Source organism: Bradyrhizobium altum (genome assembly GCF_020889705.1).
GTDB lineage: Bacteria > Pseudomonadota > Alphaproteobacteria > Rhizobiales > Xanthobacteraceae > Bradyrhizobium > Bradyrhizobium altum.
In genome coordinates, this window is record NZ_JACMYP010000047.1 from 19,299 (window position 1) to 40,141 (window position 20,843).

The following is a 20,843-nucleotide window of genomic DNA, read 5'->3' on the forward strand; positions in this document are numbered from 1 at the left end:
TCCGGGAGGCCAGGCCATCCGAGGTGGAGTAGGGCAAAAGGGCATCCGGCTGAAATCGGGTATACCGACGCACCAATTCGGAATGGAAGAAAAGAGGTAAAGCCTTGAGAGAACCCACTACGCGGATAGCGCTGCTATGAAGTTTTACCGACGCAGCTCGCCAGCAGCACAAGTGCCGATTGCGTTTTGCGCAGCGGACCGGACGGAACCTGGTTATCGATTGGCCGGGGTCATGTTATCTCGATCAACCGTTCACCAATGCCCTTCCGGTCTTCTTCGAACCGGTGCAAGAGGATGCTGCGTACGCGATGAACTCGATCGACTATTCCAAAGCGAGCAAGATAGCGATGCAAATAATACGGTTAAATGCGATGCCTGCCGGATGTGGCGTTAAGTTAAGGAGTCTGAACGAGAGATCTTTCGGAGCATCAAGCCGCGATCCGAAGTTCAGGCGCGGATCGATGCCATCTTCCGTGAGCACTTTGAGCCCTATGCCGTGATCGGCATTCGTGTTCGGCACGGCAAAGGCGCGAGGATATTATGGGGCATGCGCCCTACTGGGCCGATCCGGAGCGCGCCTTGCGACAGGTCCGTAATGCCATCGACAAGGCGAAGGCCTTACCGCATGCAACACCTGTTAGGGCTTCCTGTGCATGGACAGCGCGCTCGTCCTTGAGAAGGTGTCAGCTATTTCCCGATGTTTTCACGATGCCGAAGCGATTCCAGGCGCCTCAGGCCGGGCCATTGCACAGTGCGGCGCTCGGGGCGGAGGGCGGCTTTTTCGTGCTCATCGAGATGTATCTCCGCGCAATGCGACATTGTGCCCCGTTTCCTCCGACGAGCGCTTTCACGCGCTATGAGCGCCTCTTTGCCACGCGTCATAGAATTCGATTTGAACGATGCGAGCCGATTGATCATGATTGAAGAAACCTCACAAGAGCTGGCGGCTTCATGAAAGTCGTAGCCCGCTTCATCGATTTGATGGCCGCTTTTTGCATTGAGCAGTACTGCCACGATGTTTCCGGGCGGCAATTGGTTGCCCGAACCGCGGCGCTCCAACCTAACGTGCGGAGACGGTGCGTCGGGTTTAGGTCGCGTCAACGCGGCTACTGAGCGTTTCCGTCATCCTGACCGATTGTTGCCTCGACGAGAGGCGCTGTTCATCGGCTCGCTCCTTCGGTTGCGCGATGACGAGAGCGCGGCTTGGTGTCTGATCTTAGATCTTAGCAGTAGGCCGAGTGGGCTCCAGGCATCGTGTGGATGATGCGGCATCCCTGTCGCAAAGCACGCACACAGTGTCTCGAATCCGCCAAGCGTTTGGCGTGCGCGACATTAGGACGCAAAGCCGGAGCGCCTTTGCGTGCATCGTAGTGGTCCAAATTCTGCTACGCATACGCCATCGGCGCTACAGGAGAGGACGTGGGTGTGGGTCTCGATCTGCCAAATGACGATCTGGTCGGACGTCCACCGCCGGAGACACACTTGGGCTGTCCCTTTCACTCCGATAAAGCCCGCGTCCATCGGGGAGAACAGAAGGCGATATTGCTGACCGGGGCATCGCGCGGAATTGGTCATGCCACCGCCCAGCTGTTTTCGGAAGCAGGTTGGCGTATTATTTCTTGCGCGCGCCAACGCTCGACGGCGAGCGGTGCCTCTGGGAGTCCGGGCGCGAGGATCATATCCAAGTCGACCTCAGCAATCATCAGATGCTGGCGTGCTTGATCACGGAGGTCAAGGAACGCTTGGCGGGCGCACCTTTGCACGCGCTAGTGAACAACGCCGGCATCTCGCCGAAGGCGCCCGATGGGGACCGGCTGACGTCGCTGACGACGTCAACCGAAACCTGGATGAGAGTGTTCCATTTGAATCTGGTGGCCCCGATCCTGTTGGCGCGGGGTTTATTTGACGCGCTAAGGGCCGCGTCAGGATCGATTGTCAACGTGACTTCGATCGCTGGTTCGCGGGTGCATCCGTTTGCCGGCAGCGCCTATGCGACGTCGAAAGCTGCGCTTGCGAGTCTCACACGTGAAATGGCCCACGATTATGCGCCGCATGGCATTCGCGTGAACGCGATCGCGCCCGGCGAGATCAGGACGGACATGTTGTCGCCCGATACAGAAGCGCGTCTCGTGCCAAACATCCCGCTGCGCAGAGTGGGGACACCCGACGAAGTGGCCAAGGTCATCTTCTTCCTATGTTCGGATGCCGCAAGCTATGTCACGGGGGCCGAGGTGCCGATCAATGGTGGGCAACATCTGTGAATCAAGCAAGCCGGGCAACACAGCTGCCTTGAGCTTCAGCGCTGGAGCTTGTGTTCTACGCTGACGTCACGCATCCATTTCGAAGAAATGAAATCAAGGCGCTGTAAGGTTACCGTCGTGCCATGAAAAGGTGTTACGCTTCTACGTGATCTCGTCGACTCATGGCGCTAGATCGAGCATGACATGCAAAGCGAAGCTCGTAAACCCGAACAAGGTGCCAGGGAGGATGATCAAAATAACGGAGACCGCCTCATGCTGCATATCGCTTCCGCACGCGAAAGACCTGCCTCTCAGCCGGAGACGGAGCGCGAGCTCTCGGGCGAGCCGCTGCGCGAGAGCGCGCTGACCGGCATCTTCGAAATATCGAAAATACTCACCGCTCCCTGCCGGCTCGAGGTCACGCTGGCTAACGTCGTGGGCCTTCTGCAATCGTTTGTGCAGATGCGACACGGGATCGTCTCGCTGTTCGACGATGACGGGTTGCCGGACATTACCGTGGGCGCCGGCTGGAGCGAAGGCAGCGACGACCGCTTCCGGATGCGCCTGCCGCGGAAGGCAATCGACCAGATCGTTGCGACCGACAGGCCTCTTGTCGCCGAGAACGTGGCAGCGGAGCCGGCGTTCAGCGCAGCTGACCTGGAAGTGCTCGGTGCCTCGGATGATATGCCGGTGTCGTTCATCGGAGTTCCGATCCGCATAGATCCGAAAGTCGTGGGTACGCTGACGGTCGACCGTGTCCGTGACAAAAGGTCGAGTCTCCGGCTCGATTATGATGCGCGGCTGCTCGCCATGATCGCCAACCTGGTGGGACAGACAGTGAGGCTGCATCGCTTATTCGCCGGCGATCGCGAGCGGCTGATGGCGGAGAAGGACCGGCTGCAAAAGAAATTGCTCGAGCTTAGGCAACCTGAACGGGAACGTAAGAAGCTACCCGTCCATGGGATCATTGGCGACAGCCCAGCGCTGCGCGGGTTGCTAGAGAAGATCGCGGTCGTAGCCAAATCGAACAGCACGGTTCTGCTGCGCGGCGAATCCGGTACCGGAAAGGAACTTGTAGCCAAGGCCATTCACGAATCGTCTCTCCGCGCCAAGCGACCCTTCATTAAGTTGAATTGCGCGGCACTGCCCGAGACAGTACTGGAGTCTGAATTGTTCGGTCATGAGAAAGGTGCCTTTACCGGCGCCTTCAGCTCGCGCAAGGGGCGCTTCGAGCTTGCCGACAAGGGGACGCTGTTCCTTGACGAGATCGGCGAGATCTCGGCCCCGTTCCAAGCGAAGTTGCTGCGAGTCCTCCAAGAGCAGGAGTTCGAGAGGGTCGGCAGCAACCAGACGATAAAGGTCGATGTTCGAGTCATAGGCGCGACGAACAAGAACCTTGAAGAGGCTGTGGCAAGAGGCGAGTTTCGCGCAGACCTTTACTATCGCATCAGCGTTGTTCCCTTGCTGCTGCCACCGCTCCGCGAAAGACGCAGCGATATTCCGCTGCTTGCCGGCGAGTTCCTCAGGAATTTCAACAGCGTGAACGGTCGTACGCTGACTTTGGAGGCGAGTGCGATCGATGTGCTGATGAACTGCGGCTTTCCGGGTAATGTCCGCGAGCTCGAAAACTGCATCGAACGCACCGCGACCCTGTCGGCCGGGCCATCGATCGTGAGAAATGACTTTGCATGTTGCCACGGCCAGTGCCTCTCCGCGATGCTGTGGAAAACTACATCGGAGGAGGCGACAGTCCAGCCGGCACCAACCGTGCCAGTGCCCGCGAAGCCCATCACTTCGCTATCTGAAGCGACCGCGCCGGTCCCGCCTGTCGGCAGTGAACAGCGCTCACTGGCGCCTCCCGGTACAGTCCTCGTAAGTGGCTCGAAGATGGCCGATCGCGAGCGGGTCATTGCGGCCATGGAAAAATCTGGTTGGGTGCAGGCAAAAGCAGCGCGCTTGCTCGGATTAACGCCGCGCCAGATTGGGTACGCGCTGAGGAAGTACGCAATCGAGATCAAGCGGTTCTGAACCCACGGACCTATGAGAGGACAATGTTCGGCGGTTTCAGGGCGCGTCCAATCCCAGCGAAATCTGAAGGGGACGGTCCGCCCCTCGGCGGCAGCTCAAGGGAGAGGACCCGCCCGCCTGCGGGGCCGCCGTGGCAACGCGAGTTCACTTGGTTCGGTGAGAGGTGGACTAAGCGACGCGGTGGTGAACCCCGCCGGCGCGCTACAGGTCGATACCATTGCGTTGTGCCGCACCTGACCGATGCCGCCGTGTCGCCGACCTGCGGCAACGAGACGGCCGCGACATTGAGCAAGTTCACCGCTCGAAGCGCTGAATCTAGTGGGCGCGCAACATGCGAAATCGACGGATCGGAAACGGGCGGTTTCATTTCCTTCCTGCCAGTTCGTCGCTAAATCATGGCGTCCACTCTCTCCCCCAGAAGGCCTGATTGAGCGGACAAACCATGGTGGATGAATGGAGAAGCGACATAAGGTAGAGGCGTCGCAGAAGACGGTCCGCATGGGGCGACCGCCGAAGGACCTGGCTGCCGAAGTGGACGTGCGGATCCTGACCGCAGCGCGCGAGTTGTTCCTGGCTCGTGGACTCGCCGGCGTCAGCGCCGAGGAGATCGCGCGTCGTGCTCGTGCCAGCAAGGCAGCGATCTATACCCGTTTCCCGACCGATGAAGCGTTGTTTGCTGCGATCGCCCTGCGCAACATGGCAAAAGTGCAGGAAGGTACGAAAGCGGGGCGCGCCGGGCGGGACGCTCGAAGAACGACTGACGGTTCTCGGGACCGAGATACTCAAGCATGTGCTGACCGCCGATAGTGCCGACTTCAGGCGTCTGGCGGTCGCTGAGGCGCGCCGCTTTCCCGATCTAGCGAAGGTCGGGCGCATGATCCGCGAACGCGGCATGCATCACGCGGCCGGCGTCCTGAAGGACGTCACGCGCTCGAAGCACGGCATGGCCTCTGCCGCCTTCGCTCCAGAGCGCCTGACCAAGACGGCCCAGTTCTTCCTCGACCTCGTGATTGCGCCGCTGCTGATGCGGGCGGTGTTCGGCGAAGATCCAAAAGCGCTGCGAGCGCACATCCGCACGGACGTGGCCGAGAGCGTACCGTTTTTCCTGGCGGCCTGCCGCAACGACGCCGGCCCATAGCAAATCGCGCCGGCTTCGCCTTCGCACGTAGGTTCGAGACGGCCATCAGCGGCAGAACGACCGCACGTGGTGCACGTGCTCGGCCTCATGGTTCGCCCGGCGATGCAAGGCATCGTCCGGAGACCCCCCGCAGGGCGGCGCTCCTCACCATGAGGAGTATCGAGATTTCTCCACGCACCGAGACCTCATCCTCAAGGAGCCTGCCAAAGCGGACGTCTCGAAGGATGGGCCGCGTGCAGGACTATCCGCCAAATTCTCTATTCCCGCGATTGGGCCGCTTTTTTCACAACATTCAGAAACTGAACTACTTAGTTTCGTTAGTTGACAGAACATCTCGTGTCCAAATATCGGTACCGAACCGTACAGTTCTATATTTGGCTTCAAAAAAGACTGGCGTTTTGCAAACAGGCGGAGTGGCCGTACATCCTTCGAGGCTCGCTCTTGCCGCGACAGCGAGCACCGGCACGCCGGGCGGCAATTCGCAATCGTTCGCGCCGGGAAACGACGTCTCGGGCACCTGGTGGACGGCCCTTAGTTCGCGAAAGCTCACCTTGTTCGTCGAGGAAGCTGTTCGCAGGCATCCCGACGTCGAATCCGCCGAATTCGCGCTACGTGCCGCCCGCGAGACCGTGTTCGCCGAGCAGGGCGCCTTGTCTCCGCAGGTGACCGGCACCGGATCGGCGGCACGCGAGCAAGGGCCGCTCTACAAGCTCTTCAATACGTCGGTCAGCGTCTCCTACGCCCTCGATCTCTGGGGTGGCACGCGCCGGCAGCTCGAGGCGCTCGAGGCGCAGGCCGACTATCAGACGTTCAAAACTCGAGGCGAGCTACCTGGCGCTGACCGCCAACGTCAACACGGCCGCAATCACCGATGCTTGGCTGCGCGACCAGATCTTCGCGACCGAGGAGATCGTCCAACCTGAGTCGGATCAGCTCGCGCGCATCCAGCATCGGTTCGAGATTGGCGCCGTCGCCAAGTCCGACGTGCTGGCGCAGGAGTCGACCCTGGCGCAGGCCAAGGCGACGCTGCCTCCGCTGCAGAAGCATTGGCGCAGCAACGCAATTAGTTGATGGCCTATCTCGGGCGGCTGCCGAGCCAGGATCACGGCGAGCATGTCACGCTCGCCGAGCTTGCGCCTGCCTGGACGGCTGCCGGTGTCCTTGCCTTCGGAGCTCGTCCGGCAGCGTCCGGACATCCGCCAGCCAGAGGCGACGCGGCACCAGGCCACGGCAACCGTCGGCGTGGGTGTGGCTAATCTGTTGCCGCAGATCACGCTGTCCGGCAGTAGGGCGCGAGCGAGACCGGCAAGCTGTTCTCGCCCGGAACCATCGCCTGGAACGCGACCTCCACCGTCACCCAGAAGCTGATCGACGGCGGTGCGCTCTACCACACCAAGGAAGCGGACGTGGCGCTCTTGAGCAGGACATGGCGGCCTATGAGAGCGCGGTGCTTTCCGCGTTCCAGAACGTCGCGGACTCAGGCGACCTCGTCTACGTCGTCGACAATCTACACAACGGGCAGGGCGCGGCGCGGCAGACATTCGTCAAGGCGAGGCCCGCGAAGGGCGACCGCATTGCGGTGACCGACGGCATCAAGCCCCGCGAGAGCGTCGTGATCGCAGGCCGGATCAAGCTCCGCAACGGCAGCTCGGTCAAGATCGACAATTCCCACGTTCCGCTCGCCGAGGCGGCGCCTTCCGTGGTCGACCAGTAAGCTTAGCAGCAAGAGCCGATACGATGCGTTTCACGGACATCTTTATCCGTCGCCAGTCCTGGCCGTCGTGATCAGTACGCTGATCCTGGTGCTCGGGCTGCGTTCGATGACCTCGCTGTCGATCCTGCAATATCCCGTACCCAGAACGCGATCGTCACGGTGACGACGGCCTATGCCGGCGCGGATTCCGACATCATCGCCGGATTCATCACGACGCCACTGGAGAACGCCATCGCCCAGGCCAACGACATCGACTACGTGAGCTCGAGCAGCATCACCAGCACCATCACCGTGAACCTGCGCCTGAACTACGACTCCGGCAAGGCGATGACGGAGATCAATGCCAAGGTCAACTCCGTCCTCAACCAGCTTCCGGCCGGCGCGCAACAGCCGACGCTGACGCTGAAGGTGGGGCAGACAATCGATCCCATGTACGTCGGATTTACGAGCGAGGTGCTGGCTCCGAACCAGATCACCGACTATCTGACGCGCGTGGTGCAGCCGAGGCTGCCGGCCGTTCCCGGCGTGCGGACTGCCGAGCTGATCGGCGGCAAGAAATTTGCCCTGCGCGCGTGGCTCGACGCCGACAAGCTCGGAGCCTACGGCCTCACGGCGGCCGACGTATCGGCCGCGCTGTCCGGCAACGACTACATCGCCAGTCTTGGTTCGACGAGGGGACGCCTGGTCCAGGTCGATCTCTCCGCCTCCACCAATCTTCACTCGCTCGAGCAGTACCGTAATCTCGTGGTCAAGCAGGCCGGCGGAGCCGTTATCCGTCTGAAGGACGTGGCGAACGTGACGCTGGGCAACGACGATTACGATAGCTCGGCCAAGTTCAACGGCAAGACCGCGGTCTATCTCGGCATCCAGGTCGCGCCGACCGCCAACCTGCTCGACGTCGTCATGGGCGTGAAGGCGGTACTCCCGGACATCAACGCGAATCTGCCGAACGGCATTGCCAGTGAGATTCTCTACGATTCCACGGATTTCGTGAATAGCTCGATCGACGAGGTCATCCATTCGCTGGTCGAGGCGGTCAGCATCGTAACCTTCGTCGTCTTCCTCTTCCTCTTCCTCGGCTCCTGGCGTTCGGTCCTGATCCCGGTGATTGCGATGCCCTTGTCGCTGATCGGCACCTTCGCCCTGATGCTGCGGATGGGTTTTTCGATCAATCTGCTGACACTGCTCGCTCTCGTGCTCGCGATTGGGCTCGTGGTCGACGACGCCATCATCATGGCGCGCTCGGCAGTCCCCATTATTGCGATGACCGTGGTGCTGATCGCGGTGTACGTGCCGGTCGGCTTCCAGGGCGGTCTCACCGGCGCGTTCTTCACCGAGTTCGCCTTCACGCTCGCCGGTGCAGTTACCGTCTCCGCGGTCATCGCGTTGACCTTGTCGCCGACCAACTGCGCGTGGCTGCTACGTCGGACGGAGCGTGATAGCACGAATTGGGAAGCGCGCCTGGTACACAAGATCGATCACGCGCTCGAGTGGCTGACCGCCGCCTACCGTCGCCGCCTCGAATCCGTGTTTGCTACCAAATCCGTCGTGGTGATATTCGCGCTGCTGCTGTTCGCCTGCATTCCCTGGCTCTATTCGACGTCGAAGAGCGAGCTCGCCCCCGACGAGGATCAGGGCGTCATCCTGACGATGACCAATTCGGCGCCGTCGGACCAGCGTCAGTTCTATGGCCAGCAGCTCTAGGGCCTCATCGCCAAGCGCCCGGAAACCAGCGTCGTCTTTCATATCGACACGCCCTCGCAGGCGATCGGCGGCTGGGTGCTCAAGCCGTGGGACAAGCGTAGCGCGGCGGCCGGCACCCTTCAACCTGAACTGCAGGGCACCTGAACTGCAGGGTCTACTCGACGGCATTGCGGGCACGCGCTCGGTGGCGTTCCAGCCGCCGCCGTTGCCGGGCAGCAACGGGCTGCCGATCCAGTTCGTCATCGGCACGACGGGTTCGTTCAACGAGCTCGAGGAGGTCGACCAGAAGTTCATGGCGGACGCGCGCAAGACAGGACAGTTCATCTTTCTCGACAACGACCTCAAGATCGACAAGCCGAAGAGCACGGTCGTATTCGACCGCGACAAGGCCGGCGATCTCGGGCTGAAGATGAGCGATCTCGGCGGTTCGCTGGCGACCATGCTCGGCGGCAATTACGCCGAGTATTTCAGCCTGGACGGCCGCTCCTACACGATGATCCCGCAGGTCCGTCAGAACGACCGCCTCACGACCGAGCAGCTCCTGAGCTACCAGATCCGCACCAGCAACAACACGATGTTGCCGCTGGCGACGGTCGCCCGTCTGGAGAACAAGACAGTGCCGCAGGCGATCAACCATTTCCAGCAGGTCAACGCCGCAACCGTTTCCGGCGTGGCGATGCTGGGCGTTGCAATGGGCGATGCGCTCGGAACGTTGAAGACTCTCTCGCCCAGTCGCTTCCGACCGGCTACTCGGTCGGCTACGCAGGCTCCTCCCGGCAGCTGGAGAAGGAGTTTGGCGGCTTCATCACCACCTTCTTGTTCGCGCTGATCATCACCTATCTTTCGCTCGCCGCGCTGTTCAACAGCTTCGTCGACCCGTCATCATCATGATATCGGTGCCGATGTCGCTCGCCGGCGCGCTGATCTTCATTAGCGTCGGGCCCGGTGGCGCCAGCATCAATATCTACACCCAGGTCGGCCTCGTCACCCTGATGGGGCTCGTCAGCAAGCACGGCATCCCAACGGGCTCGGCTTTGGAGCTCGGCTCGGTGTGCTCGAAACGCTCCAACAATCGGACGTGGTAAGCCTCTTCCAACTCCATTTCGTCCACCATCGACTGGTCCGTAGCCCTCGTGATTAGCGGCGGTAATCTGTCGCAAGCTATCTTAGCTGGCATGCCCAGCGGAATAGCGTTGTTGCAGCTCCGACGCGTGTCGGTATTCGTTCGTCGGGATACCGGGCTAGAGGAGTCATCGAATCCGTTTAAGCCATTGTAGTAATTTGATGATTAAAATTCGGGTGCGATGGTACAACACTTGCTGTTCTCCTCGCAGCTGTCGCAACTTTTGGAGCAACTCCGTGCACAATGTCGTCTGCATCAAACAGGTTCCCGACTCTGCGCAGATCCGCGTGCACCCCGTGACCAATACGATCATGCGTCAGGGCGTGCCGACCATCATCAACCCATATGACCTCTTCGCGCTCGAGGCCGCGCTGGAGCTGCGCGATCGGTTCGGCGGTGAAATAACCGTGCTTACAATGGGACCGCCATCGGCGGAAGACTCTTTGCGGAAAGCGCTGACCTTTGGCGCTGATCGCGCCGTACTGCTCACCGATCGCTGCTTTGCGGGCTCCGACACCCTGGCCACAACGTACGCACTGGCAACAGCCATCCGAAAAATTGGTAAGGAATATGGACCGCCAAACCTTATCTTTACCGGCAAGCAGACCATCGACGGCGATACCGCGCAGGTTGGTCCCGGCATCGCAAAGCGGCTGGGTGTGCTGCAGCTAACCTACGTCGCCAAGGTCAGATCTCTAGATCTCGCCGCATGTACAATTGAAGCGGAGCGACGCTCCGAAGGTGGTGTCCAGGTTTTGCACACGAGGCTGCCCTGTCTCATCACCATGCTAGAGGGGACCAACCAGATACGGCGCGGCGCGATGGCGGACGCCCTGCGTGCCGCGCGTGCGCCAATCGTAAAATGGAGCGCGCACGGCGCCGGCGTCGAGGACGTCTCCAAATGTGGTCTTAAGGGCTCGCCGACCGTCGTCAAGCGAGTGTTTGCTCCCTCTGCGCGGGCTGAGAAAGCGGCGCTGGTTGAGGCCGCTGAACAACCAGCGCAGGCGTTGATTGAAGCTATCTTTAAGCATCAACCGAAGCTCGAAACCGATCTTGCGGCACTAGCCCGCGGTGCTTGATCTGGAGAGTCCTGGCGACGATAAACGTTACGATCCCGAAGGCGTCAGGGTTGGCTCGCCACTGGTCACACCGACATTCACCGGGGCATATAGAGCCTGGCGCTGAGGGTTCAGGGAAGCTGAAGCGCAATCCTCACGCCGGCCACCTCTGTATCTTTCTGGGCCGCCGGCGACCTGGTGAAAACTGTTTGGCACATGGGTTGGGCATGTCGCTCTATGCGAAGCGTTTGGACCGAGGCAAGTTCATCTCCGATGGCCTTTGTCGACTGTTTTGGTCACGATCCCTCGATCGCTCCCTCGCGCTGGCTTTCGAGAAGCTGACGAGACCCGCTGCAACTCACCCCAACTTAGAACAAAAAGTGGCCGGCGTGTAGGCCGCTTGCCGTCTTGACTGACAACGACGCAACCCGTCAGGCGCAGTCGTGCTGCGGGCTTCCGCCAGAAGGCACCTGTTGCGCTCGCGTTCGGCGTCCGCCGCCGTTCCCGGTGATCGCCCCGACACGACGGCAGGAATCACTTTCTGACGTCAAGCATGGCATTTGCCATCGCGCCACCTCCACCGATCAGCTCTTGCCAGCCTGTCGCGGGCGAGCTTCGTAGCATCGAGGTGGGGCCTCATGCTCTTACCATCAAGCAGATCGCGCGCCACCGCATGGACATGGAAGCCTGCTCTTTTAAGCTCTCGTCAGACGCTTTTTGAGGAATTTATTTAAACGCGGAGAGATGGCACCGGGTTCCAGACATTACTCGTCTTTGAAGGCCTTCTTGGACCTCTCGACCGGCAATTCCTGGTCGGCTAAAATGGCGTACACGCGATTGCCTTCGGATTCGTCTACAAGTGCGTGCGAGCCGATTTCATCGCCGATGGCATCGATACGAAGCTCCGTGTCCGGCTCCCATTGGCCCGCAACGGTCCGAAAGCGAACCTCGCGGCGTTCAGGGGCCCAGGTCCGCTACGGTTGCCAACCGAGGGGGCGTCACTGACGTAGCACTCCAAGGATCCGTTCGCGGTGTGCGACGTGCTGGGCTTGCATGAGCCGAAACGTTTCCAAGAGTGAGCGGGCTAACGTCGAATCATATCTGCGAAGATCAATGTCTGCGACACGCATTTCTTGATTAAGAATATGCTGGGCGCCAAGCGCAATGTGTCGCTCGACTTTCCCCAGATGTCGAAATTGCATACTGCGGTCCATGCTCCCCTCTTGCGGTCGGGGCTTACTTCGGTGGCTGCAATCCCGGCGATGATAACCATTCATCAATGTGGCCGGCAGCCTCCAAGTGCATTGCCCTTCTACCCCGATCATCGTTCTGGCCGGACAGCTGTCGCAGGGCATGGACGCGGACAATAGAGGTGTCGATTGGCCCACACGGACCCCCGGCAATCCTGATTTCTCTACCTCGTTTCATCGTCCAGGCAGCAGGTCGCGATCTAGATGTTGGCGGTGGCGATGATGTTCTCGCTCGCTTTGCTCAAGATGAAACAGTCCCCTATGAGGCACCTTCGAGCACATCCTGTTCGGTTTCTGACCGCGCGCAAATTCCTGTCAGGTTCAAAACACCTGCAATGACAAGCCGGTCCCGACCGTTTTCTCAGCGTACTCAGAAAGTTGCCGAGGAGTGCCAGGTTGGCATAGCAATTGCTGTAAGCCTGCAAGAACACAGGATGTTGGACGAGTGTACGCAGAACGCGCAAAAACTAGCGGCGGTCCCTTTGCTTTGAGGCCTCGTGTCGGCCAGCAGCCGAAAATTTCGCGCAGATTGCCGAGCGCCGCGAGAACTCTCTGCGGTGCGATGCAATTGCTCAATCTGCCAAATGTCTGGATTTCTGCACTTGCTCGTGGCTGGCGATAAGCTCAGCATTGAGTGTGGCGAAGAATTCCTCACTACCTATCAATTTAACAAGAACATCGCTCGGCACACGTTTTGCCGGATTTGCGGCGTAAAGCCGTTCTATAGGCCCCGATCGAACCCGTCCGGGTTCAGGGTGAATATTCGATGCTTGGATAACAGAACGATCGAAAACATAAGAATAGACGATTTCGATGGTGAGCATTGGGAGCAAGCGTTCCGCTCGACGCTCGAGGACTTGGAAGCCTCTCTTAAAGATAAAACCTTGGAGTGAAGCCGTATGGCGCGCGCAATGAATGATAGATCTCGTCTGCTTTCAGAAGAGGTTCTCACGAAATACCGCATAGAGCTGTTGGTGAAGGGGACGGTCGTGATCGCTCCCCAGACGTTGTTCACCCAAGATGACTTGGCGAGGATCGATCAGCTGCAGACTGAGATTCCCGAAGAAGAAGTGCGGGTGGGAGATGCCGGCGACTCGCACAATGTCTTCGTAAAACGGGTGAGGGTAGACCCGCCCGGCCGCCCTCCTAGCAACGTGAATGGAAAAGCGCCAGGACAGATCATCGAACTGCTCGAGAGGAAAGACCGCAGCTTTGCGCTGAGAAAGATCTTGGGAGCGTCGTCAGATTACGTGATTCGTCGATGCCAAATGCATCGTCTGCCTCCCGGATCCTTTGTTGGCATCCATTTGGATGCTGAGAGCGACCCTGATTTCGAGTACTCCGTGATTGTGCAGCTCGCGAGAGACTTTGAGGGGGGTGAATTTGTGGTCTATCCAAGCGCGTACGAACAGCAAGTATTTCGGCCGCCATTTGGCGCCGTTCTTGTCACCACATGTAGGCTCCGGCATGAGGTGAAGCCTGTACACGCTGGGGAGCGCCGATCGCTGGTGTACTTCTGTTCAAAACGCAGCGGCGCGAATCGCCGGATCATCGAAAGCTCTACCGATGGCCTATGAGGAGCGTTAGCTGGAATGGCTTCCGAATGGATTGAGTATGGAGAGCCAGCTTCTGCCAGACGCCGCGCACTTCGCAGAGCGTCCTTTGGATCTCCCTTGTGGCGGATCCTGGTTCGCGGTGGGAATCGACTTCAAGCGAGACGAAGCTGATGCTCACGTGACGTCCCAACACGCCGGTGTCAAGCACACGTTCGGAAGCAGGGACGGGTTCGAATGAATGGAGGAGTTTAAGAACGTGACCCCTGTGATCTCAGGTGACCATTGTCAATAGCCGGTGCTGCAGATTACGGGCAGCGGCCCGATCGCGCGCGATCACCAGGCACTCCACCGTGCCTGCCTCTTGATCGACGGCAAGCGGGATCACGCCTTCCTTGCGTCTGCCATCAAATAGAAATCCATACCTGACGAAACGATCAAGCGCGGCTTGGAGAGAACATAATCGGACGTTTCTCACGGATGAAATGACGTGGCGACCGGAATAGTCGATGCCCAACAGCCGGACGGCAATGCTGTGTAACACCGAGCCTCCGCCCCACCGGCCGTTCGCTTCGTTAAAGAAAAGCCGGCCGTCGCTTGCGAAAATGCCGTCAATATTAATCATTCCGCGATATCCCAACGTTCGCGCGAGCTCCACAAATCGGTAGGCATGCGCCTGGGCGGCCAGCCATTGCTCATTCGTCAGGTCGCTTGGAAGCTCAAGTCCTATCCAGATGAGCGCCCTTTCGGATCGATCTTTGCTTCGACGTAGACGTATGTTTCCACTGTTGATGAAAGCAATGGAACCATCCTCCTCTATCTCATACTCGAGATAGAACAGGGCATGAGCCAAGTGGTACGATTCCACGACCAACGTCTTGCACGATGCTGTTGTCATCTCAGACCAAAGTGCTTCAGGATCAAACGATGGCCAAGCAATCGTTCGGGTATCCCTTGCCCCAGGAAGTGGTCCGCTTTCATTGCCGGTCAGGATGATATTTCCGATTCCGCCCGCTCCATTGTCCAGCTTGACAATCACGCTGCCGGTCTCTGACCTCAAGGAGGTCACCGCTTTGAATAGTTCGTTTGAGTCCGTGGTTGCGCATCCATTGGGCAGCGGAAGCGCGACACTTGTCGCGAGTTGACGGAAGTGGCTCTTGCGGTTCAAGAGATCCGGCCCTCGCTGCAGAGCGAAATCGTCCCCGCTCTGCGGGATGCTCAGCAGCGCCGCCAAGCGCGCTACGCCTTCACTAGAGTAGCATGGAGACATTCTCCAAGATGATTTCTGGCGAATATGGCCGTTGAGTCGCTCGACGAGAGTATTGGACAGCAGGGTGCAATCATTAAGAATCTGTGATTCGCGAGCGCCTTCAGGCACAAGCGTAGAGAGACTCGACGCGTCGAAATTGAGCGTCGCGCCAATGAAGGATAACAGGTCAGCCGGGATGACGACTGGAGAGACTATCAGGTCACCCTCCTGTGCAAACCAAGCTGAGCGGCAAGCGGAGTTGGCGGGAAGCGACAGTTGAGTTGCTGTTAGATCGCCGCCCGACATTTGAGCCGTCCCGGCATTCATGATTAGGATCCGAGGCAACGACGATCTCCCGGGCACTTAGCGTGGTTAAACACAAAGCGCCATGCCAGCAACGAAGAGCTCGCTGCGGCGCCATCGTAAGAAGGTACTGACCGATAGGCGGTATTGCGCCGTCTCGATATCTCCTGCGGTGTAGTGGGGAAGTACGGCCAGCCAATCGCCCATCTCAATTGCTGTCTCCTTGCGGGCTTGACTCCGTGTCAAGCTCCTTCAGCTTGAAATGCTGGACCTTGCCCAACGCCGTTTTCGGCAGTTCTTGCGTGAAAATGATTTCGCGCGGTGCCTTAAAACGGGCGAGCTGCGATTGGACATGCGCCAACAGCGGTTCGGCTTCGATCCGGGTCCTCGGTCGCCTGATCACGTAAGCGATCGGTACTTCTTCCCAGCGCGGATCGGGGCGACCGACGACGGCGCATTCGGCGACATCCGGATGGCCCATGAGCACACGCTCCACTTCCGCCGGATAGATATTCTCTCCGCCGGAGATGATCAGGTTCTTCTTGCGGTCATGGACCCAAAAATATCCATCGGCGTCGCGGCGGCCGATGTCACTAGTGCGATACCAACCATTACTAAAAGCCTCACGCGTTGCCTGTTGATCGTTCCAATATCCGCAGAAGACGTTGGGCCCGCGTACTGCGATCTCGCCTGGGGTGCCGGGCGGCAATTTGCTGCCGGCATCATCGATGATCGCCGCTTCGCAGCAAAGGCCGGGCAGGCCGCTTGACCCCTCAGGCACGAGATCCGCGCCGAGCTTCGTATACACAGCGATGGGAGAGGTCTCCGTCGAACCGTAAACCTGCAAGACGGGCACTCCGCGCGCAACAAAGCGCTCGACAAGGCGCTGAGGCACCATCGTCGATCCGGTACAGATTGCTTTGAGCGCGGATAGGTCCGTGCTTGCCCATCGTGGATGGTCGATCAGCGCTCGCATCATGGCAGGCACCAAGGCTGCTAGCGTGGGCCGGTCATGCTCGAACGCATCAAGCGTTGCCTCTGGCGTAAAGCGGCTTTGGATTGTCACCGTCGCGCCGTGATGCAAACTCGGGGTCGTCTGGATGTTCAGGCCGCCGACATGGAAGAGCGGCAAAACAGTCAAGGCGTGGTCAGTCGAGGTTAGGTCATGCATGTGCTGACTCATAACCCCGTTCCATAGCAACGCTTCTTGACGCAGCACAGCGCCTTTCGGCCGCCCCGTGGTGCCCGAAGTATAGACGATCAGAAGTGGGCAGGACAGGTCCGCACGTGGATTGCGTCCGTCACCACAGTCTCCGTCTAGAAGGTCGTCCAACCTGCTTCCGCCGAGCGGGGCAAAGTCCAGCCCGACGAGGGAGATATCAGGAAGTGGCCTCCTCAGAACCGGCAAGACTGCGTTGAAGGACTGCTCAAGCACGAGCACTTTTGCCCCGGAGTCGGACAGAATGAAGAGCTGCTCGGCGGCCGCAAGGCGCCAGTTCAATGGGACGAGGATTACGCCGAGCCGCGCGCAGGCATAGAGCAGCACCAGATAGTCAGGCCGGTTGAGGCTCAGGATCGCGATCCGGTCACCTCTCTCGATGCCGAGCTGGCTCTTGAGGGCGCGCGAGACCCGCTCGATCCGTCGATTGAAGCCGGAGTAGCTTAGAGTCTGTCCCTCGAAACGGATCGCGGCTTTGTCAGGAGCATACGCAGCGTTGCGCTCGATCAATGTGCAGAGATCCAACTCAATCTCCGTGTGATTGAGCTTCGCAAGAGACGTTGGTTCCGATGTAGTTCAGCCGAAGTTCGGAATGACTTCGGCGGGCCTCGATTGAGTGCTTCGGGTACCCTTTGTACAGGCTATGATCACGCGGTTTTTGCGGGACGAAGCGGTTCTTAATGGTTGTCATGCTGGTCTTTTGACAGACAGGCTCGCCGCACATATACGCCGATCTGGGATCTCCATCTTTGAAGCCGACAATGGCCCGGCATTGGCCTTCAATGTGGTCGATCAACAGGATCTTCTTGACGCCGTCCGGCTCTTTCAACTTGCTGCTCCAGAATGCCACGCCATATCTTCCGATGTCGCGCCGGTCACGCCCAGCGACACTTGCAGCTCAAGTCTCTTGAAAACCTCCGCGGTCGTATGGGCTGTCGCGCACTTGCGCGAGGAGAAGGCCAAGCCAGCGCCGGGAAAGTGGTGTGAACCGAGCGAAACGTTGTTTCTTCGAACTGATTTCGGTAGGTGGTCCCGCCGTTCGGTTTCAAATTCGGGAAGCGGCGGCGCCCTGCAAGGGCTTGGGATCGAGGCCTACGCTGATCTCTTCTGGCATCATCGTCTCGCGGGCGACTCGCTTTGGGATAGCCGCATAGTATCGGTTCTGGAATGCCGGGCCGTTCACAACGACCTGCGAGCCGTAGTGCCGCGATCAAGACACGCTGCACAACCATCTCGACCGACTTGCTGTCGGGGATGAGGATCATGACCAACCATTCAGCGTGGGTTCTGACCCGGTGAGACATTCGCAATCCTTCACAATCCCGACGGCAGACGAAGACACGCGCCGATCTTAAGATCGTACAACTTAACGTTACGTCCGATTCAAGCCCTTTCGGCAACCCGTATGAACAGGCCAAAACTCTCAGGCTTGCCGGGAAAGCGCTGCCGAGCGGTGTCCTGTCGACAGCAATTCTGCGCCACGATCTACGTCAGAAAGTCGCCCTCCCATTGAGACTAGGCTCGAAGCAGATGAGCCCGCTGTCAGAAACGCCCGCGCTTGCGCGATCGGGCGCCCGTCGTCTTCGCAGCCGATATCGGGTGTGACGTCCGCTGCGTCGTACTTCAGTCGCATCTGTCCGGCGCTGACGCGGCAACGCCCAGGGCGGGATCCGACGATCGTGTTCGACACGTCGGCCTGATGGCAGGGCAGCTTATGACCTTGCGTCGTTCGAACGAGCCACGCGAATGTCCGAGCGTACCTTCATCCGGTGCACGTCGTGACCGTGGGCTCCTCTGGTGCGGAGATCATTGCAGTGTCTGATAGAGGCGATAGAGGAGCCGGGCGCGCGGCTCAATCGACGATATGTAGAGTTGCTCATAATGCGTATGGGCTCCCTTGCCGTCAACGCCGAGACCGTCGAGAGTTGCGGTATGCGGCGCGGTGAAATTGCCGTCCGAGCCGCCACCGCTGGAGACGTCGAGCAACTTGAAGCCGAGTTCGGCGGCGATTCCCTTGGCGTGTTCGTAAAGTTCGGCGCCGGCGTTGCTCTTTCCATACGGCGGACGGTTCAATTCGCCGGTGACCTTCACGCTGACGCCCTTGGTGCGCGAGGTGATGCCGAGGATCTTCGGCACCAGCTCTTCGGCGTCAGCCATGGTCGGCACCCGCATGTCGACCTCCGCATAGGCCTCTTCGGCGATCACGTTCGGCTTGGTGCCGCCGCGGACGACGCCGACATTGACGGTAACGCCGCGCTTGAGATCGTTCATCGTCTCCAGGGTCTGGATCACATTGCCGAGTTCGCGGATCGCGCTGCAGCCGTCCTCGGGGCGCGCGCCGGCGTGGGCCGGCGTGCCTTTGACGAAGACGTCGAATCGCGCAACGCCCTTGCGTCCGGTGACGATCTTACCGCCGTCGCGCGCGGGCTCGGTCACGAGCACATACTTGGCCTTGCGGCCCTCGGCCTCGATCAACGCCCGCGAGGTCGGGCTGCCGATCTCTTCGTCCGATACGTAGAGCTGGGTGATGCCGAGCGGCGGGCGGACATCATCGGCGCAAATTCGCCGGAACGCGTGATAGGCGAGATAGGCGCCGCCCTTCATGTCGTAAATGCCGGGGCCGAATGCCCTGTTGCCCTCGATCTTGAACGGCAGGCGCTCGATGAATCCCATCGGATGAACTGTGTCGAGATGACTCAGCACAAGAATGCCCGGTACGCCTTGCCCCCAGGACGAGCGCGTGACCAAATGATCGCCGCAGCCGTCACGCCCCGCAAGGCGCTCGACCGTGGCCGACAAGTCACGATAGCCCGACGCCACGAGATCAGCCAGTTTGTTAAGCTGATCCGGCCGCTCCGTTGGAGACTCGATCTCGACCCAGTGGCGGATGCCGTCGAGAATCACCGCGGTTTCAAACGGGTTGTTGGACATAGTTGTCTGACGCCCTTGAATTCGACTTTCATCGTTCGCAGAAGATCATGATAAAGATGCATTCAGCCGTATCATGATCTGGCGCGAAGGCCTTCAGAGCCGCCAACTGTTGGGTCAGGTTGCCTCTGAAGTCTGGTCTTGCCGCGGGCAATGATGCTACGCGGGTTGAAATAACGGAGCTACCAAGATTGGTAGGATGCAATTATGCGAGCTCAAGAGCCCTTACCGTTTTGGCTGTTCTAGTGAGCTGTAGCTGTTCTGATCAGGAAATCCTTCGATGGCTGCGCAGCCTTGAACATGTCGATGCCAGGCCGGGGAGATGGAACCCGACGTTGAGCGTTTTATAATCACTTCGCAAGATGAGTATAATGCCGGTTAACCTTGGTTCAGCGGTTGAATCGGCGCGCCAGCTCCGTGACTGGTAAAGGTTGCCAGGCACCCCTTGTGTTCCATGTCTGCCTCGGACGCGCTCTTGTTCGTATCAAGAGGCATCCAGCATGAGCCGGTATCTCACCTTTTGTGCTCGTGCAGGGGGCGCGGCTCGCGGAAAAATACGATAGTGCCTCCGTGACGCAAATCATGAAAATGCAGATCATCGATCTTTAACTCGTCGCAGGCTCGCGTGAACGCCCGCACTCATTGAACGGTGCTTGCAAGCGACTCGCACTCAATCAAGCAGCAAGGTTCGAAGCGCGCCCCGGAAGTTGATCAATGGATTGCCGTGGCCTACCCGGGTCGCGATAATTCGCCCGATAAAGATCGTATGTGTGCCAACCAGCTTGTGGTCGTACAAAACGCATTCGAGCGCACAAAATGCGTTCGGCAATAGCGGTACATCGAGGAAGCCCTGTTCCCAGGGCGCGGTATCGAAGCGGTGAACACCTTTCGCGCCCTCCTGACCGCCAAAACGTAGCGCAAGGTCCTCCTGGTCGCTGCGGAGAAGACTGATTCCAAAACTGCGACTGGCGAGTATCCCGTCATGCGCCTCGGAGCCGGCATTTATGCCAACGAGCAGGCACGGCGGCTCCATGCAAATGGACGTCACAGAACTAACCGTCAGTCCACGCCGTTCGGCGGCCGTTCCGGTCGCCACGATGGCGACACCGCCCACCACATTTCGCATGGCCTCACGGAACTCTGTCGCTTGGACAGACGGAATATCCCGAATCCTAGGAGGAGACTGGTGGTGGCTCATGACCTACCTCTGGAGTTGTACTCCAATTCTGGTGTTTCCGTTACGAGCAGATGACCTTGATCCCTTTGCGCCTGCTATTGGGCGCGCGGTGTTGAATTTGTGCGACCAATGGCCGCCGCTTTTGCCGGGCAGCTCAGC

General features: G+C 59.5%; 17 protein-coding genes and 3 pseudogenes. 15 read left to right on the plus strand and 5 right to left on the minus strand.

Annotated features, from left to right (window positions below):
• Positions 1 to 179: 179 nt before the first annotated feature.
• From H8B02_RS48515 to H8B02_RS14920, 15 genes and pseudogenes are all read left to right on the plus strand, one after another.
• Positions 180 to 676 (plus strand): annotated as a pseudogene (locus H8B02_RS48515) (nodulation protein NodZ).
• On the plus strand, positions 580 to 924 hold the full coding sequence (locus H8B02_RS48520) for a nodulation protein NodZ (protein ID WP_312000922.1): 345 nt from the start codon (positions 580 to 582) through the stop codon (positions 922 to 924). Before H8B02_RS48515 ends, H8B02_RS48520 begins: the two are co-directional and overlap by 97 nt.
• A 501-nt stretch (positions 925 to 1,425) precedes the next feature.
• Positions 1,426 to 2,261: pseudogene (locus H8B02_RS14880) on the plus strand (SDR family NAD(P)-dependent oxidoreductase).
• 183 nt (positions 2,262 to 2,444) lie between these two features.
• Complete coding sequence (nifA, locus tag H8B02_RS14885; RefSeq protein ID WP_229166924.1) at positions 2,445 to 4,268, plus strand: nif-specific transcriptional activator NifA; 1,824 nt, start codon at positions 2,445 to 2,447, stop codon at positions 4,266 to 4,268.
• Between the two features lie 498 nt (positions 4,269 to 4,766).
• Entirely contained in the window at positions 4,767 to 5,075 is a 309-nt protein-coding gene (locus tag H8B02_RS14890; protein ID WP_229166925.1) for a helix-turn-helix domain-containing protein, read from the plus strand.
• The gene (locus H8B02_RS14895) at positions 5,059 to 5,406 is read left to right on the plus strand and encodes a TetR/AcrR family transcriptional regulator C-terminal domain-containing protein (protein ID WP_229166926.1); all 348 of its coding nucleotides are present in this window, start codon (positions 5,059 to 5,061) and stop codon (positions 5,404 to 5,406) included. The genes H8B02_RS14890 and H8B02_RS14895 overlap by 17 nt, the downstream gene beginning before the upstream one ends.
• A 233-nt stretch (positions 5,407 to 5,639) precedes the next feature.
• Positions 5,640 to 6,329, plus strand: a complete 690-nt coding sequence (locus H8B02_RS48950) for a TolC family protein (RefSeq protein ID WP_376711661.1) — start codon at positions 5,640 to 5,642, stop codon at positions 6,327 to 6,329.
• Positions 6,244 to 6,477, plus strand: a complete 234-nt coding sequence (locus tag H8B02_RS49360; RefSeq protein ID WP_476727254.1) for a hypothetical protein — start codon at positions 6,244 to 6,246, stop codon at positions 6,475 to 6,477. Before H8B02_RS48950 ends, H8B02_RS49360 begins: the two co-directional genes overlap by 86 nt.
• Before the next feature lie 355 nt (positions 6,478 to 6,832).
• On the plus strand, positions 6,833 to 7,120 hold the full coding sequence (locus H8B02_RS48955; protein WP_376711662.1) for a hypothetical protein: 288 nt from the start codon (positions 6,833 to 6,835) through the stop codon (positions 7,118 to 7,120).
• A 159-nt stretch (positions 7,121 to 7,279) separates the two neighbouring features.
• Positions 7,280 to 8,824 carry an efflux RND transporter permease subunit gene (locus H8B02_RS48065; RefSeq protein ID WP_312000923.1) on the plus strand — a complete coding sequence of 515 codons (1,545 nt, stop codon included), beginning with the start codon at positions 7,280 to 7,282 and terminating at the stop codon, positions 8,822 to 8,824.
• Positions 8,825 to 9,008: 184 nt separating this feature from the next.
• Positions 9,009 to 9,653, plus strand: coding sequence for an efflux RND transporter permease subunit (locus H8B02_RS48070; protein ID WP_312000924.1), 645 nt, complete (start codon positions 9,009 to 9,011; stop codon positions 9,651 to 9,653).
• Between the two features lie 46 nt (positions 9,654 to 9,699).
• A pseudogene (locus H8B02_RS48075) lies at positions 9,700 to 9,909 on the plus strand (hypothetical protein); the annotation flags it as partial.
• 274 nt (positions 9,910 to 10,183) lie between these two features.
• Complete coding sequence (locus H8B02_RS14910) at positions 10,184 to 11,026, plus strand: electron transfer flavoprotein subunit beta/FixA family protein (protein WP_229166927.1); 843 nt, start codon at positions 10,184 to 10,186, stop codon at positions 11,024 to 11,026.
• 1,813 nt (positions 11,027 to 12,839) lie between these two features.
• Entirely contained in the window at positions 12,840 to 13,148 is a 309-nt protein-coding gene (locus H8B02_RS14915) for a GFA family protein (RefSeq protein WP_229166928.1), read from the plus strand.
• Positions 13,149 to 13,154: 6 nt separating this feature from the next.
• Positions 13,155 to 13,832 (plus strand): 2OG-Fe(II) oxygenase, encoded by a 678-nt coding sequence (locus H8B02_RS14920; protein ID WP_229166929.1) that lies wholly within the window; start codon positions 13,155 to 13,157, stop codon positions 13,830 to 13,832.
• Positions 13,833 to 14,082: 250 nt separating this feature from the next.
• Here H8B02_RS14920 and H8B02_RS14925 read toward each other — a convergent pair whose 3' ends face one another.
• From H8B02_RS14925 to H8B02_RS14945, 5 genes are all read right to left on the minus strand, one after another.
• A complete protein-coding gene (locus tag H8B02_RS14925; protein ID WP_229166930.1) occupies positions 14,083 to 15,384 on the minus strand; it encodes a preATP grasp domain-containing protein in 1,302 nt (433 codons plus the stop codon).
• A gap of 184 nt (positions 15,385 to 15,568) precedes the next feature.
• Positions 15,569 to 17,104 carry a class I adenylate-forming enzyme family protein gene (locus H8B02_RS14930; protein WP_229166931.1) on the minus strand — a complete coding sequence of 512 codons (1,536 nt, stop codon included), beginning with the start codon at positions 17,102 to 17,104 and terminating at the stop codon, positions 15,569 to 15,571.
• A gap of 1 nt (position 17,105) precedes the next feature.
• Positions 17,106 to 17,408 carry a hypothetical protein gene (locus H8B02_RS14935; protein ID WP_229166932.1) on the minus strand — a complete coding sequence of 101 codons (303 nt, stop codon included), beginning with the start codon at positions 17,406 to 17,408 and terminating at the stop codon, positions 17,106 to 17,108.
• Between the two features lie 977 nt (positions 17,409 to 18,385).
• Positions 18,386 to 19,510 carry a M20 family metallopeptidase gene (locus tag H8B02_RS14940; protein WP_229166933.1) on the minus strand — a complete coding sequence of 375 codons (1,125 nt, stop codon included), beginning with the start codon at positions 19,508 to 19,510 and terminating at the stop codon, positions 18,386 to 18,388.
• Between the two features lie 667 nt (positions 19,511 to 20,177).
• Positions 20,178 to 20,705, minus strand: coding sequence for a flavin reductase family protein (locus tag H8B02_RS14945; RefSeq protein WP_229166934.1), 528 nt, complete (start codon positions 20,703 to 20,705; stop codon positions 20,178 to 20,180).
• Positions 20,706 to 20,843: the final 138 nt, after the last annotated feature.

What these genes read in the sequence shown, in the direction of transcription:
- nifA (WP_229166924.1), top strand. Translation starts at nt 2,445, where the DNA reads ATGCAAAGCGAAGCTCGTAAACCCGAACAAGGTGCCAGGGAGGATGAT.
- H8B02_RS14890 (WP_229166925.1), top strand. Translation starts at nt 4,767, where the DNA reads ATGGGGCGACCGCCGAAGGACCTGGCTGCCGAAGTGGACGTGCGGATC.
- H8B02_RS48955 (WP_376711662.1), top strand. Translation starts at nt 6,833, where the DNA reads ATGGCGGCCTATGAGAGCGCGGTGCTTTCCGCGTTCCAGAACGTCGCG.
- H8B02_RS14915 (WP_229166928.1), top strand. Translation starts at nt 12,840, where the DNA reads ATGTCTGGATTTCTGCACTTGCTCGTGGCTGGCGATAAGCTCAGCATT.
- H8B02_RS14920 (WP_229166929.1), top strand. Translation starts at nt 13,155, where the DNA reads ATGGCGCGCGCAATGAATGATAGATCTCGTCTGCTTTCAGAAGAGGTT.
- H8B02_RS14925 (WP_229166930.1), bottom strand. Translation starts at nt 15,384, where the DNA reads ATGAATGCCGGGACGGCTCAAATGTCGGGCGGCGATCTAACAGCAACT.
- H8B02_RS14940 (WP_229166933.1), bottom strand. Translation starts at nt 19,510, where the DNA reads ATGTCCAACAACCCGTTTGAAACCGCGGTGATTCTCGACGGCATCCGC.
- H8B02_RS14945 (WP_229166934.1), bottom strand. Translation starts at nt 20,705, where the DNA reads ATGAGCCACCACCAGTCTCCTCCTAGGATTCGGGATATTCCGTCTGTC.